This window comes from Psychrobacillus mangrovi, assembly GCF_037104765.1.
GTDB lineage: Bacteria > Bacillota > Bacilli > Bacillales_A > Planococcaceae > Psychrobacillus > Psychrobacillus mangrovi.
Map to the genome: position 1 here is coordinate 1 of NZ_JBAWSY010000011.1, position 17,740 is coordinate 17,740.

The 17,740-nt window shown below is 37.7% G+C and carries 19 protein-coding genes, 8 tRNA genes and 1 rRNA gene; 1 reads left to right on the forward strand and 27 read right to left on the reverse strand.

Features of this window, described 5'->3' with window-relative positions; genetic code table 11:
• From WAX74_RS13840 to acpS, 24 genes are all read right to left on the reverse strand, one after another.
• Nucleotides 1–345: ribosomal RNA gene (locus WAX74_RS13840) — 16S ribosomal RNA — on the reverse strand; the annotation flags it as partial.
• A 158-nt stretch (nt 346–503) separates the two neighbouring features.
• Nucleotides 504–577, reverse strand: a tRNA-Gly gene (locus WAX74_RS13845).
• A gap of 27 nt (nt 578–604) precedes the next feature.
• A tRNA-Arg gene (locus WAX74_RS13850) sits at nt 605–681 on the reverse strand.
• An 8-nt stretch (nt 682–689) separates the two neighbouring features.
• A tRNA-Leu gene (locus tag WAX74_RS13855) sits at nt 690–776 on the reverse strand.
• Between the two features lie 63 nt (nt 777–839).
• Nucleotides 840–915, reverse strand: a tRNA-Lys gene (locus WAX74_RS13860).
• Nucleotides 916–924: 9 nt separating this feature from the next.
• Nucleotides 925–999, reverse strand: a tRNA-Gln gene (locus WAX74_RS13865).
• A 3-nt stretch (nt 1,000–1,002) separates the two neighbouring features.
• Nucleotides 1,003–1,078: transfer RNA gene (locus tag WAX74_RS13870), tRNA-Asp, on the reverse strand.
• A gap of 25 nt (nt 1,079–1,103) precedes the next feature.
• A tRNA-Glu gene (locus WAX74_RS13875) sits at nt 1,104–1,175 on the reverse strand.
• Nucleotides 1,176–1,181: 6 nt separating this feature from the next.
• Nucleotides 1,182–1,256: transfer RNA gene (locus WAX74_RS13880), tRNA-Asn, on the reverse strand.
• Between the two features lie 65 nt (nt 1,257–1,321).
• On the reverse strand, nt 1,322–1,807 hold the full coding sequence (locus WAX74_RS13885) for a SprT family protein (protein ID WP_336498261.1): 486 nt from the start codon (nt 1,805–1,807) through the stop codon (nt 1,322–1,324).
• 60 nt (nt 1,808–1,867) lie between these two features.
• The gene (locus WAX74_RS13890; protein ID WP_336498262.1) at nt 1,868–4,036 is read right to left on the reverse strand and encodes a Tex family protein; all 2,169 of its coding nucleotides are present in this window, start codon (nt 4,034–4,036) and stop codon (nt 1,868–1,870) included.
• A gap of 89 nt (nt 4,037–4,125) precedes the next feature.
• Entirely contained in the window at nt 4,126–4,722 is a 597-nt protein-coding gene (locus tag WAX74_RS13895) for a PP2C family serine/threonine-protein phosphatase (protein ID WP_336498263.1), read from the reverse strand.
• On the reverse strand, nt 4,719–5,504 hold the full coding sequence (sigB, locus tag WAX74_RS13900) for an RNA polymerase sigma factor SigB (RefSeq protein ID WP_336498264.1): 786 nt from the start codon (nt 5,502–5,504) through the stop codon (nt 4,719–4,721). Before sigB ends, WAX74_RS13895 begins: the two co-directional genes overlap by 4 nt.
• Nucleotides 5,482–5,952, reverse strand: a complete 471-nt coding sequence (rsbW, locus tag WAX74_RS13905; protein ID WP_336498265.1) for an anti-sigma B factor RsbW — start codon at nt 5,950–5,952, stop codon at nt 5,482–5,484. Before rsbW ends, sigB begins: the two co-directional genes overlap by 23 nt.
• Nucleotides 5,939–6,283 carry an STAS domain-containing protein gene (locus tag WAX74_RS13910; RefSeq protein WP_336498266.1) on the reverse strand — a complete coding sequence of 115 codons (345 nt, stop codon included), beginning with the start codon at nt 6,281–6,283 and terminating at the stop codon, nt 5,939–5,941. The genes rsbW and WAX74_RS13910 overlap by 14 nt, the downstream gene beginning before the upstream one ends.
• A 69-nt stretch (nt 6,284–6,352) precedes the next feature.
• Nucleotides 6,353–7,351 (reverse strand): PP2C family protein-serine/threonine phosphatase, encoded by a 999-nt coding sequence (locus tag WAX74_RS13915; RefSeq protein WP_336498267.1) that lies wholly within the window; start codon nt 7,349–7,351, stop codon nt 6,353–6,355.
• Between the two features lie 14 nt (nt 7,352–7,365).
• Nucleotides 7,366–7,767, reverse strand: a complete 402-nt coding sequence (locus WAX74_RS13920) for an anti-sigma regulatory factor (RefSeq protein ID WP_336498269.1) — start codon at nt 7,765–7,767, stop codon at nt 7,366–7,368.
• A 5-nt stretch (nt 7,768–7,772) separates the two neighbouring features.
• Nucleotides 7,773–8,135 (reverse strand): STAS domain-containing protein, encoded by a 363-nt coding sequence (locus WAX74_RS13925; protein ID WP_336498270.1) that lies wholly within the window; start codon nt 8,133–8,135, stop codon nt 7,773–7,775.
• Nucleotides 8,132–8,962, reverse strand: a complete 831-nt coding sequence (locus WAX74_RS13930) for an STAS domain-containing protein (RefSeq protein WP_336498271.1) — start codon at nt 8,960–8,962, stop codon at nt 8,132–8,134. The genes WAX74_RS13925 and WAX74_RS13930 overlap by 4 nt, the downstream gene beginning before the upstream one ends.
• A gap of 193 nt (nt 8,963–9,155) precedes the next feature.
• On the reverse strand, nt 9,156–9,506 hold the full coding sequence (locus tag WAX74_RS13935) for a type II toxin-antitoxin system PemK/MazF family toxin (protein WP_142640587.1): 351 nt from the start codon (nt 9,504–9,506) through the stop codon (nt 9,156–9,158).
• A 4-nt stretch (nt 9,507–9,510) separates the two neighbouring features.
• Entirely contained in the window at nt 9,511–9,792 is a 282-nt protein-coding gene (locus tag WAX74_RS13940) for a transcriptional regulator (RefSeq protein ID WP_336498272.1), read from the reverse strand.
• Between the two features lie 138 nt (nt 9,793–9,930).
• On the reverse strand, nt 9,931–11,037 hold the full coding sequence (gene alr / locus WAX74_RS13945) for an alanine racemase (RefSeq protein ID WP_336498273.1): 1,107 nt from the start codon (nt 11,035–11,037) through the stop codon (nt 9,931–9,933).
• A gap of 68 nt (nt 11,038–11,105) precedes the next feature.
• On the reverse strand, nt 11,106–12,131 hold the full coding sequence (locus WAX74_RS13950) for a LolA family protein (protein ID WP_336498274.1): 1,026 nt from the start codon (nt 12,129–12,131) through the stop codon (nt 11,106–11,108).
• Nucleotides 12,132–12,190: 59 nt separating this feature from the next.
• Nucleotides 12,191–12,544, reverse strand: coding sequence for a holo-ACP synthase (gene acpS, locus WAX74_RS13955; RefSeq protein ID WP_336498275.1), 354 nt, complete (start codon nt 12,542–12,544; stop codon nt 12,191–12,193).
• 66 nt (nt 12,545–12,610) lie between these two features.
• On the opposite strand from acpS, the gene WAX74_RS13960 reads away from it, so the two are divergent.
• Nucleotides 12,611–13,237, forward strand: coding sequence for a rhomboid family intramembrane serine protease (locus WAX74_RS13960; protein ID WP_336498276.1), 627 nt, complete (start codon nt 12,611–12,613; stop codon nt 13,235–13,237).
• 501 nt (nt 13,238–13,738) lie between these two features.
• Here the strand turns inward: WAX74_RS13960 and WAX74_RS13965 are convergent.
• The 3 genes from WAX74_RS13965 to WAX74_RS13975 all read right to left on the reverse strand — a co-directional run bounded on the left by WAX74_RS13965 (nt 13,739) and on the right by WAX74_RS13975 (nt 17,521).
• Nucleotides 13,739–15,241, reverse strand: coding sequence for a PH domain-containing protein (locus tag WAX74_RS13965; RefSeq protein WP_336498277.1), 1,503 nt, complete (start codon nt 15,239–15,241; stop codon nt 13,739–13,741).
• On the reverse strand, nt 15,231–15,710 hold the full coding sequence (locus WAX74_RS13970) for a PH domain-containing protein (RefSeq protein WP_336498278.1): 480 nt from the start codon (nt 15,708–15,710) through the stop codon (nt 15,231–15,233). The genes WAX74_RS13965 and WAX74_RS13970 overlap by 11 nt, the downstream gene beginning before the upstream one ends.
• A 260-nt stretch (nt 15,711–15,970) precedes the next feature.
• Nucleotides 15,971–17,521, reverse strand: coding sequence for a DEAD/DEAH box helicase (locus WAX74_RS13975; protein WP_336498279.1), 1,551 nt, complete (start codon nt 17,519–17,521; stop codon nt 15,971–15,973).
• Nucleotides 17,522–17,740: the final 219 nt, after the last annotated feature.

Consider the following 17,740-nt stretch of genomic DNA (forward strand, 5'->3'; position numbering starts at 1 on the left):
CTGGGCCGTGTCTCAGTCCCAGTGTGGCCGATCACCCTCTCAGGTCGGCTACGCATCGTCGCCTTGGTGAGCCGTTACCTCACCAACTAGCTAATGCGCCGCGGGCCCATCCTGTAGTGACAGCCGAAACCGTCTTTTAACATTCCCCCATGTGAGGAAATGGATTATTCGGTATTAGCCCCGGTTTCCCGGAGTTATCCCAATCTACAGGGCAGGTTGCCCACGTGTTACTCACCCGTCCGCCGCTAAATCAGAAGAAGCAAGCTTCTTCTTCATCCGCTCGACTTGCATGTATTAGGCACGCCGCCAGCGTTCGTCCTGAGCCAGGATCAAACTCTCCATAATAGAGAACTTAAAAAGCTCATTTTGTTTTGCTGGCATCATCATTAAATGATGTCAAAATTGTTTGCTATCTGACTAACCGAAGCTAGTCTATCAAGCTATATGTCTTAACGTTTTGCATGTTCAGTTTTCAATGTTCATGTATTCATGGTTTTAAATAATGGAGCGGGTGAAGAGAATCGAACTCTCATCATCAGCTTGGAAGGCTGAGGTTTTACCACTAAACTACACCCGCATATATAATATAAGTTATTGCTTTATTTGGCGCGCCCGGCAGGAGTCGAACCCACAACCTTCTGATCCGTAGTCAGACGCTCTATCCAATTGAGCTACGGGCGCAAATGCTTTGGTGCGGCCGAGAGGACTTGAACCTCCACGGGGTTAACCCCCACTAGGCCCTCAACCTAGCGCGTCTGCCGTTCCGCCACGACCGCGTAGTTATCATTTAGGACATGCTTTATTATACTCTCAAAACGAGAGATTGTCAACAATTAAAATGGTGAGCCATGTAGGATTCGAACCTACGACCCTCTGATTAAAAGTCAGATGCTCTACCAACTGAGCTAATGGCTCGAAGAAAAATGGCTGGGGTACCTGGATTCGAACCAGGGCATGACGGAATCAAAATCCGTTGCCTTACCGCTTGGCTATACCCCAACATGGCGGTCCCGACCGGGATCGAACCGGCGATCTCCTGCGTGACAGGCAGGCATGTTAACCGCTACACCACGGGACCTTTGAAACTAATATATAATTGGAAATGACCCCTACGGGATTCGAACCCGTGTTACCGCCGTGAAAGGGCGGTGTCTTAACCGCTTGACCAAGGGGCCATATAATGGCTCCGAAGGTAGGACTCGAACCTACGACCAATCGGTTAACAGCCGATTGCTCTACCACTGAGCTACTTCGGAATAAATTAAGTCGTTTTGTTTTACTCGACTTTTTCTATTATAAAGACCCAATTATAAAACGTCAACTACTTTTTTGAAATTATTTTAGGATTTCTAGGAGAAATTAGAATTAAATTCCCCAAACACTTGCCACATCTATATTTATCCGTATTTAATCTAATTTTCCGATTATATAAAAGGGAGCATTTTTCACATTTATACGTATAGATTTTCTTCCTTTGAAGCTTTTTAGGTTCAACTAGAGTCGAACAAAATCTTGGTGAGTTTGTTCTTTTAAGAAGTTCTCTAAAATCAGCATCTCTATGTTTATAGCCTTTTCCTTCTATATGTAAATGATAATGACAGAGCTCATGTTTAATTACGCCAATTAATTCTTCCATCCCATGCTTTTCAAAAACAAGGGGATTTATTTCGATATTATGTGTTCGTAGCAAATACCTTCCTCCAGTTGTCCGAAGGCGACTATTAAATATCGCTTTATGTTGAAAGTCTTTCCCAAAGATTGTTTTTGATACATCACATACCAATTCATAAAGTTTTTCATCAGTCATTTAACTCTCTCCTATATAAAAAAGAACTTGTCCAATGAGTACTCATTGGACAATCTTACTTCACTCTTGATCTTGTGGAGGAAGCATCGTAAGAGCAATTCTTCCTTTATTGGCATCATACTGATCTACCCATACAGTCACGATATCTCCTAGTGAAACAACATCAAGCGGATGTTTTACAAAACCTTTTTTCAACTTAGATATATGAACAAGTCCATCTTGCTTTACTCCAACATCAACAAATGCTCCGAAATCCACTACGTTACGAACAGTCCCTTGGAGCTCCATTCCTTTTTGAAGGTCTTCCATCTTCAGTACATCTTTTTTCAAAATTGGTTGTGGAAAAGCTTCGCGTGGATCTCTAGATGGTTTAATCAGTGTATCAACAATATCTTTTAAAGTGATTTCACCAATTTCTAATTCCTTGCTTACATCCGTAATATCAATATTCTTCAAGGCTTGCTCAGCTTCTTTAGATCCGATTTGAGACTTTTTCAATCCTACAATTTCTAAAACTTGTTCAGCAGCTTTATAGCTTTCTGGGTGAATTCCAGTGGCATCAAAAGGATTTTTAGCATCTGGAACACGTAGGAATCCAATTGCCTGTTCATAAGTTTTAGCTCCAAGTCGAGGAATCTTCTTCAATTGTGCTCTTGATGTGAATCTACCTTGTTCATTTCTTAGATTCACGACGTTTTCAGCAACTGTCTTTGATAGACCTGAGACGTATTGTAACAGAGAGGCAGAAGCAGTGTTTACGTTAACTCCAACCTGGTTAACAGCAGTTTCTACTATAAAAGAAAGTGATTCAGATAGTTTCTTTTGGGATACGTCATGTTGATACTGACCAACACCTACTGCTTTTGGATCGATTTTCACAAGTTCTGCAAGGGGATCTTGTAAACGTCTTGCTATGGAAACGGCACTGCGCTGCTCCACCTGCAAGTCAGGGAACTCGTTTCTTGCAGTTTCGGATGCTGAATAAACACTGGCACCCGCTTCGTTTACAATAACATACGCAACATCGCCCTCTACTTCTTTTAAGCAATCGACAATAAATTGTTCTGTTTCGCGAGAAGCTGTCCCGTTTCCAATAGCAATCAATGAAATTGGAAATTTCTTTAGATAAGAAAGAACTTTCTTTTTAGAGCCTTCTACGTCCATTTTTGGTGCGTGCGGATAAATTGCCGATACTTCTAATAATTTTCCTGTGTCATCGACTACTGCGAGCTTACAACCAGTTCGATAGGCAGGGTCCACTCCCAAAATAACTTTTCCTTTTAAAGGAGGTTGTAGTAATAGATTTCGTAAATTTTCCGAGAATATATGAATAGCCTGCGCTTCTGCTTTTTCTGTCAACTCCGTACGAATTTCTCTTTCAACAGATGGTTGAATCAAGCGTTTGTATGAATCTTCGATAGCCATTTCTACATGTTCAACCGCATCGCTGGAAGTGTTGTTTGGAACCCACTGTGATTTCATTACATTGATTACTTTTTCAATAGGAACTTGAATGTTTACCTTAAGTACATCCTCTTTCTCACCACGATTAAGAGCTAGTGTTCTATGAGGCACTATTTTTTTCACCGGTTCTTCATATTCATAGTACATTTCAAACACGTTTTTCTCATCCAATTCTGCCTTTTTGACGGAAGAGGTTACGTTACCATCTGCTCTCGAGATATTTCTTATTTGTTCGCGGATTTTTGGATCGTCTGCAAATTGTTCTGCTAGTATATCTCTTGCCCCTTGAAGTGCATCTTCTATAGTAAGAACTTCTAATTCTTCATTTAAATAATCAGCTGCTAATTTTTCTACTGACTCTTTCGGGAAAGTCAAAAGCAAATTTGCTAAAGGTTCTAGTCCTTTTTCTTTTGCGATTGTAGCTTTTGTTCTTCTTTTTTGTTTGTAGGGGCGATATAAATCTTCTACACGCTGTAATACGGTTGCATTATTAATAGAAGTACTCAGCTCTTCGGTTAACTTGCCTTGCTCATCTATCAAGCGGATAACCTCTTCTTTTCTTTGTTCAAGCTGTTGTATGTAATTGTAACGATCTTCAATTGCTTTAATTTGTACCTCATCTAAGGATCCTGTTTGTTCTTTTCTATATCGTGCGATAAAAGGAACTGTATTTCCTTCTTCTAATAGTTTGATTACTTGTTCTGCTTGTGTAGTTTTAACGCCTGTTTCTTTTGAAACAAGTTGTAACATTTTTTTTATTTCCAAAGCAAATTCACCCTTTCCTTATTGTATCTATTTTAACACAAGGCACTTACTTGTCTAAAATGAACCAAACAAAAAAGCTTACCCTAATGTTAGAGTAAGCTTCCTGCGATAAATGTTGCGTCATCACCATGCTTGATAATGTCGAGTAAAGATTCATATAAACATTTTACACTATTCGACTTTTTTAAAGTTTCTTTCGGATTCTTTAATTCTACACCATCCGAGTGCATGAGGAATTTATCATGTTTAGAGTAAGGGTAAGTTTGAGTCCAAAACTTTTGCTTCCTACCAGATAGATAGCCCATAACAGGTAAAGGATAAATCATTTTGTCAGTTTTGCTTTGGTACATGTAAAATTTTATATTGCCAACACAACTATAGGATATAGTTTTGTTCTTTAAATCTGCTCGAACAATCGCAACTGCTGCACCTCTTTTTTGAAACATTCTTTCATTACAAAGTAAAAGCAAATCATCCAAAGATTCGTTTAGGTTGTTAGCAAGAATTTCAGGCATTACATCAGCAGATTCTTTTGCTACTGGACCGTTTCCTAATCCATCCGCAATCGCGCAAAGTAAGTAATCATCATCTTTATAAATATAATACGTATCCCCAGAGTCCAAGTTACCTGTTTTAGCTTCTTGATAGACTAAAACATCTACCGATTCATCTGATATATATCTCACTCTTCTATTCCACCTGACGCTAATATTGCAGATTGCAATTTTTTTATAGCTTTCCTTTGAATTCTAGAAACATGCATTTGAGAAATCCCTAAACGATCACCTGTTTCTTTTTGACTTAATTGCTCAATATATGTAAGCTGAATAATTTCTTTTTCTCGTTCAGAAAGTACATTTAAAGCATTTGCTACAAGCAAACGTTGATCTGTTTTCTCATATTCTCCATCAGTGCTACCGATAACGTCGAAAAGTGTGATCGTACCTCCATCAGAGTCCGAATCAAGGGAATGGTCCATAGAGAGAGCTTGATAGCTTTTCCCCATCTCCATTGCTTCTAGGACGTCTTCCACTTCTACTCCTAAATGATCTGCTATTTCTGGGACTAACGGTGATCGCTGAAATTCAACAGTTAATGTTTCTACAGCTGCACGAATACGTGGCCCTAATTCTTTAATTCTTCTTGGGACATGTACCGCCCATGTTTTGTCACGTAAAAACCGTTTAATTTCACCAATTATCGTAGGAATTGCAAATGCTTCGAAGTTTCTACCGAAGGATGGATCATATCTTCTAATCGCACCTAAGAGCCCTAGCATCCCAACTTGTACAATATCCTCATGATGTGACTTACCATTCGAATATTTGCGCGCAATAGATTCCACTAGCCTAGTGTAATTCAGGACGAGATTCGTTTGTGCTTCTTCACTCTCATTCTGTTGATAATCTTCAATCCATTTTAAGACTTGTTCCTTGGATTGTTTGTTATGAAGAGATGTGTTCGACATTTTCATCCACCTGCTCTACTCCGACATACTTCGTCATAAATACAGTTACACCCTCTTGGTGATGGACCTTAACCTCATCCATTAACGTTTCAATCAAATATAATCCAAGGCCGCCTTCTCTTAGGAAAGACCCTTCTTCTAAATCGTGATATGGGCCAACTTTGGCTTTTGTCTCCTCAAAGTTAAAGCTCTTCCCATGATCTGCTACCATTATTTCTAATTTATCTTCATAAACAGCACATCCAATTACTACTTCGCCCTCTTCATTCTCGGTATAAGCATGTTGAACAGCGTTAGTAATTGCTTCACTAGCAGCGATTTTCAAGTCCTCTATATCGTCATATGTAAACCCAATTCGGTTTGCTAACCCAGAAATTGTTAATCGAGCAACGCTTACATACTGTGGCTTTGCAGGCAAGCGAATTTCAACATAATCAAACGGTTTCATCTATTTTCACCTCTTTACCAGCTGCTTGAATATCCATAATCTCTCCTAAACCAGTTATATCAAACAATCGTTTTAAACGAGATGAAAGACCAGTTAATTCTAAGTGACTATTGGAAGCTTTAACACTTTTGTAAAAGCCTACAAAAACTCCTAATCCTGTACTATCCATATATGATACACCACTCAAGTCTAATTCGACTTGAAGGTCTTCTGATAAATTGATTTCTGCTAATTTTTCTCTAAGTACTGGAGCAGTAAAAGCATCGATTTCGCCTTTAATTATCCCAGTAACTTTCATGTTTTCTTCTAATAACTCTACTGTAATATTCATTATTTTATCCCCCGTTTTCGCTATCTATAGTAATCTATACCACATTTTAGCCAGTGATAAACATTTCTATTACATTTTTTTAAAAATAACCAATGTAAAGTCATCCCGTTGTTCAAAATCCTGTAATTCTTCTAATTTGTGAAATACGTATTCTACCATGACTTGTGCGGGCTCATCCTTCACACTTTCAATGATTTCCATCACCTTTTGTTGTTCAATGAAACCTTCCTTCGAGCGGCACTCTGTCACTCCGTCCGTCATCATGACAACAAAATCACCCTTATCTAATACGATAGAGTGTTGTTCATATTTAACATTTGGAACTACACCAAGTAGTAGACCTTTTGCTTGTAACTCTTTAAAGCTTCCACTTTTATCACAATAGAACAGTGGAGGTTCATGCCCAGCAGAGGCGTAAGTAAACTCACAATTGATTGAATCATATGTTCCATAAAACATAGAAATAAACATGGAGTCACTAACACTTTTTTCAACAATTCTATTAATAATATCTAAAACAATAACTGGTTCGGTTTTTGCTCCCGATAGACTATCCATTCCATATTTAATCATCGACATACATAGTGCTGCGGGAATTCCTTTTCCTATAACATCCGCTACTGCTATACCTAAGTTTGTCTCATCACTTAAGAAATATGCATAATCACCATTCATTTCTTTTGCTGGAACAGAAATCATCCCTATATCTAATCCGGACATATGGGGAACTTTAGTTTTCAGCAATGTCTTTTGAACGTTTGCAGCTAATTCCATTTCCATTTTAATGTTTTCTTGTTTTTTTATTAATGTCTGATGTTCTTTTAACGCCAAGCCATAGTGAATCATTACCTCTATTAATAAATCAAAAGAATGTGATACGTTCGAAGGTAAATCGGGCATAATTTCTTCTAAAGAAGCCTTATGTATGCTGATCACATCTTCTGGAGAGATGTTTTTCTGTATAAGTTGCTTACTAAAGTTTTGTCCCTCATATAAATTTTGTTCATTTTGCATTAATGTATATTCTCTTAATATATTTTTATATTCTCGCTTAAATTCTTGAGGCATTCCTCAATCACCTCCTATCGAAGCCACTTAGTAGCACTAATCTTCGTACCCTCTCCAATTACTGTCTCAATCTTAAAATTATCCATCAGACGTTTCACACCAGGAAGACCTGCACCCAGTCCACCTGAAGTTGTATATCCATCTTCCAGAGCTTTTCGAACATCCACTATTCCTGGACCTTCGTCTGATGCAATAACCAATAATCCTTTAAGATTGCCTTCTGTAATATGGTTGATCTCTATCTTTCCTTTTCCAGCATATATATAAATATTCCGAGCAAGTTCACTGATAGCTGTCGTAATCCTAGCTTGGTCGACTGTCCCAAAGCCTACTTCTTTTGCTTTGTTCCTTCCAAGCTGCCTTGCAGCAACAATGTCCCACTCCGTTATAATATCAACAGAAGACTCAAAGTTCATATGGATTAGGCCTCCAATTCTCGTTCTAATTTTTCCAATCCATTTTCTAAGTCTAGGGCTGTTACTATATTTTCTAGTCGAATCCCTAATTCTATCAATGTTATTGCCACGGCTGGCTGAATACCTGTGATGACAACTTTTGCTCCCATAAGACTAGACATACTAATAACATCTCCAAGTACTTTGGCGATGAAAGAATCAATAAAATCGATCGGAGTTAAATCTAGCACTACCCCTCTTGCAGAAGTAGTATGAAGTTTGTCCAATAAATCCTCTTGAAAAGAAAGTGCCGTTTGATCATCTAGTTCCCATTGAATCGAAACGATTAAGCAGTCTTTTAATTTTAAAATCGGAATTCTTGTTTTCATTGTTCATCCACCTCTACAATTGCTCGATTTGTAAGAGCAAGCGCCTGCTCGACTCCCTTTTGCATTGTGCTAGTTGTTGTAAAATCATTTAAATTAATGCCAAGCGCAACGATTGTTTGCGCAATTTCTGGACGAATACCAACAAGCATACATTTTGCACCGACTAAACGAACGGCATCTGCAGCTTGAATAATGTGATGCGCTACCATAGTATCTACAACAGGAACACCTGTGATATCTAGCAATACTACTTCCGCTCTATGTTTTACTACACCGTGCAATAAATTCTCCATGATCAATTTTGCACGTTCTGTATCAATTGTACCTACTAAAGGCATAACTGAAATTTTATCGAACATCGGAATGAGAGATGCCGATAATTCCTGTAATGCCATTTTTTGTACTTGTACTGTTCTATCCCATACTTTTGAATACGCTTCTACAACGTTATGTGTTAGTGGTGGCATCCAGTTATTCATAATTTCCATATAGGATTTAATATTCTGATCGTTTAAATAACCGTCTTCATCCATTTTAACATAGAGAACATTCGTAAAATTAGTTATTGCTTTTAATACGAAAGAAACGGACCAACCATATTGTACGACTTTGACCGAGAATTCATTTAGCTTTGCAGTATATATTTCATCACTTTCTGTTAAGCTGGATATTATTAGCTCCCCAAATTCACGTACCGTGTTATCAATAATTCGATCAGACATTATTTGAAAAAAGCGATCGTCGTTCTCTTCTTCCATTTTTAATGTCCACTTTTCTAATACTTCGTCAAGATGCTCGTGAATATACCCTGCAATTAGTTTATTCATTTTCTTACATACAACTCCTCAAATCAAAATTGTTAGTATTAATATTGTATCGGATATTAAAATACTTTACATCTTTTTCAAATAATAAAAAAAGAATACGTTATTTATTGCCTTATTACATAGTTTAACATACATAATAAAATAAAAAACACGATGCGCCTTTGTCGGTTACACATCGTGTTTTATCTATGTATTAAAATTTTACAATTCCTAAGCTAATTCCTAAAGCATGATCAACTTCATCCATTACATCTTCATTAAGATGTGTAATCTTATCGGTAAGCCGCGATTTGTCTATCGTTCGTAGTTGTTCTAGTAAAATTACAGAATCACGTTCAAAGTCATACTGTTTTGCATTTATTTCAACATGTGTCGGCAATTTTGCTTTTTGTATTTGAGCCGTAATCGCTGCAATGATGACAGTAGGACTGAATCGATTACCAATATCATTTTGAATCACCAAAACGGGTCTGGTGCCCCCTTGCTCAGACCCTATTACTGGCGATAAATCTGCGAAAAAAACGTCCCCACGTTTTACGATCAAGTTTTCATCCTCCACTTACGAGTCGCTCTGTCGTATGTTGAGCTTCATACTCTGCATGTAAACACTCTGTGCAAATAGATAAGTTTATATGAGACATTTCAACATAGCCCTTAATCATCGCTTCTCTTATAAGATTTGACTGGCCTTTCTTCATATATTCCTTTGCCTGTACACGTACAATACCTTCACTACCAGATAATGATTGTTTAACGGTTTTTACTCCTTCACTAACCATGTGCTTTGGAAGCTGAATAATCGCTTCCTTTTTCTTTTTATCACTTACCACAGCAAACACCTCCGACAAAACATTTCCCTATATGACAATATACTCTATATTACCACTAACATTAGCGAAATAAAAGACATAATAAGAAATGGTTTGACAAATTCTGCTTGTAGTATTTTTTTGTCGAAGTTTAATTGTTTATTTACTGTATACCCTTGGAATTCTATTAGAGAGCATGCAACAAACTTCATAAGGTATTGTTTCTAGTACATCTGCCCATTCTTCTATTTTTACTTCCTCTGTTTCTTGTTTGCCTATTAGCACCACTTTTTCCCCTATAGAAACTGGTTCTTCTAGTCGGATCATGCATTGATCCATGCAAACCCTACCTACTATCTGTACTCTTTTCCCTTTTACTAAAACTGACTGGTTTTGCAACTTTCGTAAGAGTCCATCTGCATACCCTATAGGAAGTGTTGCAATCCATTCATCTTCTATTGCTTTGTACGTTGCTCCATAACCTATCGGTGTTCCTTTTTCTACTTTTTTAACTTGCACTACTTGAGTTTCAAGTGATAGTGCTCTTTCTAAAGGAAAAGGTAAACAATTATCCATAAAAGGAGATGGAGCAATACCGTACATAGAAATTCCATAACGAACTGCATCCCAAGACTGATCGGGATATCTTAAAGCAGCGGCACTATTCGATGTGTGAACCATTTTCGGTTTTATTTTAAATAATGCAAGCATCCGTTCAAAATTAGATACTTGCTTATGAAAATGTTTCTTATCTTCTTCATCAGCAGTGGAAAAATGTGTATATACCCCGGTTACTTGTAGATAATTTTTTTGATGAATTAACGCTAACGCCTCTTTTAGTTCTTTCTCATCTACGAAACCGATTCTTCCCATACCGCTATCTATTTTCACATGAACTTTAAGCGGTTCATGGACGTTCGGAATGGTTTGAAGCCATTCAAGAGAGTACGCAGTTAATGTAATATTAAGTTCTGAGGCTTTTGATAAAAAAGATGCTGGTGCTGCTCCGAGTACAAGAATTTCAGCTGTTATTCCTGCCTCTCTTATATGCAGTGCTTCGTCTGGAGTCGCAACTGCTAATACTGTAGCACCAGCACTTAACGCGGTTTTTGCCACTTCTATATCTCCATGCCCATATGCATTCGCTTTTACTACTGCTATTATTTGTGTCTGCTTTGGAATTTTTTTCTTTAATTGGTGTATATTCGATTGGATTGCTTGTAAGTTTATTCGAATGAATGTAGGTCTGTAAAACGATTGGGACATGGAACTTACCTCTTTTTCATTTTTAGTGTATATTATCCCCCTCTTGCAAAGGAGTAGTCAACACTCAATTATTTTGGTTCTGCTACAGTCATAGATGAAGCTACTTCTATCATTTCTTCTTTTGTTAAAGAAGACGAAGCTAGGAAGAAGGACATTCCATCTTTTTCCCAAGAAAGAGATTGTTCAGTTACAGCACCGATAGCAAACCCTAAATCAACTGGATCTCCTGGAGCAAATACTGGAATTGTAGAGGAAGTACTCTTCTCACTTAACTGTTGAATAATTGTAAACTCTTTTTCACCGCTAAATGTTAAAACAACTCGTTTGTCACCTTCTACATCTAGAACTTTCTCATCAATCATATGAACTTGATCGATTTGAGCCATTGGATAGTGTGTTTTAAATTCAGCATTGTCCATATCAGCTGATGCTTCCACTGTTCCTTTATCTGCTTGGCCAGTACCTGCTGGTGTTTGTTCAATTTTGAATTCTTCCGCAGTGTGAACTTTACCTAATGTTACCTTTTTAAATTTAATTAGAATCTGTTCTTCTTTATTTTCGTTTAAGATAGAAACTTCTGTTGGTAATAATGTCTTTTTGTCGATAAAGATTTTTTGGTACGGCAGCATATTTTTATGGTTATTATTTGTTTTTGTTTCAAAGACGTATTTATTACCTTCTTCTTTAAACTTGGAAGATTTGTCTTTTTTAATATCTTCCGCAAGTGAGCCTATTAAATAGGCTTGGCTATTTTCAGATGGCCATTTACTCTGGAATTTGTACGTTTTGTTAAGTGCAGGTGTTACAACAAAAACTCCCTCTTTGTTTCGAACAATCATTTGGGTATTCTCATCACTTGCGTCAGCAACTTTCACACGGTAAAAATCTGGTTTTGAGTGCCATACTTCCACTTGATAAACTCTCGGTTCTTGACCCGTTTGAATACTCATTTCTGCTGTCAGTTCATACCCCTTCGCATCTATCCATTTGTTGCTCAACTTTTTCAACACATCTTCTTTGGATTGGGCCCCACATGCAGAAAGTATCAGTATCATCGATAATGCAAACAACAATTTAGCCAGTCGGCTCTTCAAATCAGTCCACCCTTTCTATTATCACTGCGTTCGTTCATTGTATGTAGGTGGACTACCATTTATGATTGCAGAATTACTTGAGCAGCCGCATATTCTTTTGTATGGGTGATTGAAACAAAACCATTCACTAACTTTCCTTTAAAATAAAGGGTTGGCCTACCACTAGGCTCTCGAATTATTTCAATATCTTGAAAGCTACAGTTTTTGCCGATGCCCGTTCCCTTTGCTTTGGAAAAGGCTTCTTTTGCAGCAAAACGACCTGCTAAAAATTCTATTTGTCTGTTTTCGGATAACCCTTGCATCTGCTCTATTTCTTTATTTGTAAGAATACGTTCTTCAAATTTGATTGTTTTATTTCTTATAGATTTCACTCTATGGAGTTCTGTAATATCTAATCCAATTCCAGTAATCACGAAGTTCCTCCTTTCAAATGCCGCTAATACAGGCTATACTATTAATAGGAAATTTGAGGTGACGATATGTTTGTAAGAAGAGAAAACTTTAAGCAATATATTAAGTTTTATCCTATTGTGTCCACTTTACTTGCTTTGAATATTGTTATCTTTATTCTAACGGGTATTCCAATTTTAGGGGACCGATTATTTAATTTTGGTATTGGCTTTAATTTGCTCATTAGCGAAGGTGAATATTGGCGTTTAATATCTCCCATGTTTTTACATGCTGGCTTTATGCATTTACTTTTCAATATGTTTTCTTTGTATCTATTTGGTCCAGAGCTAGAGCAATTAACTGGAAAAGCACGCTTTTTAACTATTTACTTCTTATCTGGCCTTGTCGGCAATATTGTTACCTATTTGTTGCAAGACTGGAATTATATGAGCGTTGGTGCAAGTGGAGCTATCTATGGTATTTTGGGCGCATTCGGTGCTTTAGTATATTATACGAAAAATTTATTGCCACAGTTAAAACAAATTATATTGCCTATGATCGTTATTGGTGTAGTAATGACATTTCTACAACCAAATATAAATGTCACCGCACATATTGCAGGTTTAATTACAGGGTTTATTCTCGGATTAATCTATTTCCATCCGAAACGAATTGCCGCATGGAAAAAGAAAAAGAACAAATTTAAGGTAGTATAAATTTTTATATAGAAGGGGCTGTCCCGAAAGTCAAAAAAATGGCTTTTAAGGGCAGCCTCTTTCTTCGTAGCTTCTAGATTTCGTTCCAGGCGGACGCGTTCCGCGGGGTGAGCGATGAACCATCACCGCCCCTTCGGGTACGTTGTGATGTTTCATCTGTCTCACTAACCCCCGTCGGAGTCGCCGCCTTTCACTCCAATCAACTATTATCCGCTTTTCAATTAAAAAACCATTATGACATTAATAGAGAAAGTTTTTAAATTTTTTCAATAAGTATTTTTAGAAAATCGTTGAAAAAGGTGACACTCCAGCGGGAATAGCGTTAGCCGAAGACCCCGCAGTTGAGGGGAAGGCAATCTAAGTTCGCCGCATCCTGCGGCAACGATTGCATGACCAACATCGTGTTGGCCTAGGAGGCTAAGGCAACGCCCGCGGAAAGGGAGCCGTTTCAACGATTTTCTTATTCATCGGATTACATTGTCTACTACCTAAAAGAACAGCCTACTCTGGCTGTTCTTTTTCTATAATTTGAGATTTGAATGGTTCATACCAATTCAGTAGTTTTTCTGCATCGGCTTTATCTAAATGTGGGACTGTGGATGATTCTCCTCCTACACCCGATTTAATAGTGGTGATAACGGAGGATATGTTTTGTCTTTTTTGAAAGTAAGTCGTTCTTTCTGTCATGGATTGGATGCGTCTCTTTTCCATCCAAATGGTGACTTTACTAATATTTCGATAGCGCATTATTAAATGTTGTCCATCTATCGCAAATCCAGCTGTTCGGTGCTGCCACATTCCGAATAAGTAACTTAGCGGAATTAAGATAAGCGACAGGAGTCCATACGGATAAAAAAAGTAAATAACAGCAGCGCAAATAGGAAGAATCCATAGATAATCTAATCTGTAGAAAAACCTTCTCGATTTTTTTGGAACTTTTGTAAAAGTTGGTTCCAAGTGAATGTCACGAAAAATTTGTTCCAATATCGGATTGATCTCGCTTTTCTTTATTAGAGGTAGCAGTCGAATCTTTTCATCCTTTTCCGCTAGGGAACCCCCTGCACTATCTACAATAACAGACGCAAAACCTGTCCATTGTCGAAGGGGATTTTCTACAATCCTTACCCCTTGAATTCTGGAAAGAGGTAGCGTGATTTTCTTCTTTTCCAATAACCCTCTTGTAATAATAATCTCATCATCTTCTACACGGATAGTGAAATCATAGTAATTAATAAAAGTGAGCGCAACTGATACAATCCAGGCAACCAATAAAACAAGGAAAACAGCTAATGCTATTAATAATGCCCCAAAACGAATGAAGACTACAATTTCATCATATATTCTTTCATATGGAATGATATTAGAAAATTGAGATGCAAAAACAGCTATCCCAGAGAAAAATACTCCCATACCACCTGAAGTACTCGCTAAAACAAATAAATTTTTCATCGAAATTTTAAAGATTGGTCGCGTTTCTACTTTTACAACCTCTTCTATTGAAACAGTTTCTTCTAATTCTACCGTTTGTTTATTTTTAGCTTGTAGCATTACTTTTTTTATTTGTTCGGCTGCTTGTTTTGTTATTGCTGTTAACTCTGCATCGGCTTCTTTTGTTGGACCGCCACCAGCCGTTTCCACTTTAACTTTTACAAGTCCAAATGGTCGATGAAAAATACCTTCTGTATAGTTCAAGCTCTGTATACGATCAAATGGGATATATCGCTTTTTCTTGACGAACAAACCATACTCGATTCGCAATTCTTCATCCTCGAACCAATATCTGAACCGTTTCCACTTAATGATACCGCTTACTAATAGAAATACTAGAATAATAGCATAAATGCCAGAAGTTATATAAGATGACCAGCCATCTGATTCGTTACTTGTCCCAAAACCGTTCAGCACTACAACAACAATAAGGGGTACAATCATATCCTTTAATACATTCACAAAGTTAATAACAGCGGAGATTGGATGCAGTTTATATTTTTCGTTAGACATCATCTTCTGCCACCCTTGCAAGTACAGAAATTCTTCCTCTCAGTTCATCTGCTTCTGCTGTAACGAGTGCAGGAATAGTATGATTCGTCGCTGCAGTTGAAATAGTAATAGAAGCCAAATCATACTTTCTTAATATGGGACCTTGCTCCGTATCAACATGTTGGACACGAACCATCGGTACCAAAGTTCGCTTCACAACAAATAATCCATGCTGTAATTCAATTTCTTGTTCGCGTACTTCATAACGCCAGCGCATCCATTTCACTCTCGGAAATAAATAAATCAATAAATATGCTATTAATAATACAACTGCACCTGCAACTATGTATAACCACATAAAGCTCCCTGTGAAATAATTAATCACACTTACACCAATTCCAAGTAATAGTGCAATGAGCGTTTGAAAAATCCCATAGATTCTCCACACGCGAAGCCCTTTTTCAGATATCCGATTAATTGGTCCTGCTCTCATTGTAAACACCTCTTCTCTTGTCATTGTATACGATTTTCATGTCAAAATGTTTCAAAATTTGAGGAAAGTTTCTCGGAGTCTACTGATTTTTTGAAGCCATCCGATTATTTTGGTTTGCCATCCGATTATTTGTGAGAACCATCCGATTAATTCGTTGAACCAACCGATTTTCCTAGGAAACCATCCGATTCTAGATAATTCTACATAAAAAAAGGATGAATCCACATTCTAAATGTAAGATTCATCCTATAGATTTAAAATTAGCCTTCGTTACGTGGTGAACGAGTTCTTGTACTACGTTGAGTAGAGCCGTCACGTGGACCACTGCTACGACGTGCGCTGCTTGGACGGCCACCGCCTGAACGGGAACCACCGCGATCGCTTCCTCCGCGACCTGATGAACTACGTCCGCCACCACCACTGCTGCGGTTACCTTTGTAACCACCGCCGCCGCTGCGTCCGCCACCACCACCGCTGCGTTCTCTACGAGCTGGTAATGGACGTTCTTCAGAAAGTGAGATTGGTGTATCGTCTGGTTCTTTCGTTAACGATTTAATTGCTGCAGCAATTACATCAACAGCTTCAAACTTTTCAAGCATTTCAGCAGCTAATGTGCGATAGTCACCTAAATCATTTTTGTTCACGATTTCTGATAATGTTTCAATCGCAACACGTTGTTGACCGACTAACGCTTCGTCTGAACTTGGTGGACGAAGAGGTGTCATACGTTTTTTCGTAGTATCCTCTACGATACGTAAGTAACCCATTTCTCTTGGTGTTACGAAAGTTACAGCAATACCATGTTTTCCTGCACGGCCTGTACGACCAATACGGTGAACATAGCTTTCAGGATCTTGTGGAATATCAAAGTTATATACATGTGTTACACCAGAAATATCTAATCCACGTGCTGCTACATCTGTTGCAACTAGGATATCAATTTTATTTGATTTGAATTGTTTCAAAACAGACATACGTTTCGCTTGGCTTAAATCTCCGTGAATTCCTTCCGCTAGGTAACCACGAATGCTTAGTGCTTGAGCTAATTCGTCTACACGACGTTTTGTACGACCGAAGATAATTGCAAGCTCAGGTTGGTGTACATTTAATATTCTTGAAAGAACATCGAATTTTTCGCGCTCTGTAGCTTTTACAAAGAACTGTTCAATGTTTTCAACAGTCATTTCTTTAGACTTGATTTTTACTTCTACTGGATCTTTCATGAATTTATCAGCAATTTTACGAATTGGTCCTGGCATTGTAGCTGAGAACAATAATGTTTGACGTTCATCAGGAACACTTTCTAAAATTGTATTGATGTCTTCGATGAATCCCATGTTAAGCATTTCATCTGCTTCGTCCAAGATAAGTGTTTGAACTTGATCAAGTTTTAACGTACGACGGTTGATGTGGTCAAGAATACGACCAGGTGTACCAACGATTACTTGAGGTTTGTTTTTAAGTGCACGGATTTGACGACCAATTTCTTGACCACCATATACAGATAAAAGACGAACCTTTTTGTCGTAACCTAATTTATAAAGCTCTTCTGAAACTTGAATTGCAAGTTCACGAGTTGGAGCGATAATAAGTGCTTGAATATTTGGGTTTTTTGTATCGATTTTTTCAATCATAGGGATACCAAAAGCAGCAGTTTTACCTGTACCTGTTTGTGCTTGGCCAATAATATCGCGGCCTTCCATAGCATGTGTAATAGTACCTTCTTGGATTGGTGTTGCTTCTTCAAAACCCATGCGTTGTACGGATTTTAGTGTAGAAGCGCTAATATTTAATTCTGAAAAATTTGTCAAAATTTTAATCTCCTTTTTGTTCTGTTTTGACAAATGGTTACATTTTCAGATGAAATTGCGGCAAATTCGAGCCTATACGAGGAACGTTTCCGTTTCTTAAAATTCTCTGTGGTTTTCAGTTCAGAGGGGTCTTATTTAAAGGGAAAGCCCGGTCTTTTGCCGAGCGGTTCGTTATGGAGTAATTAACTCTAATTACTTCAACAAACCGTTATGTTCAAA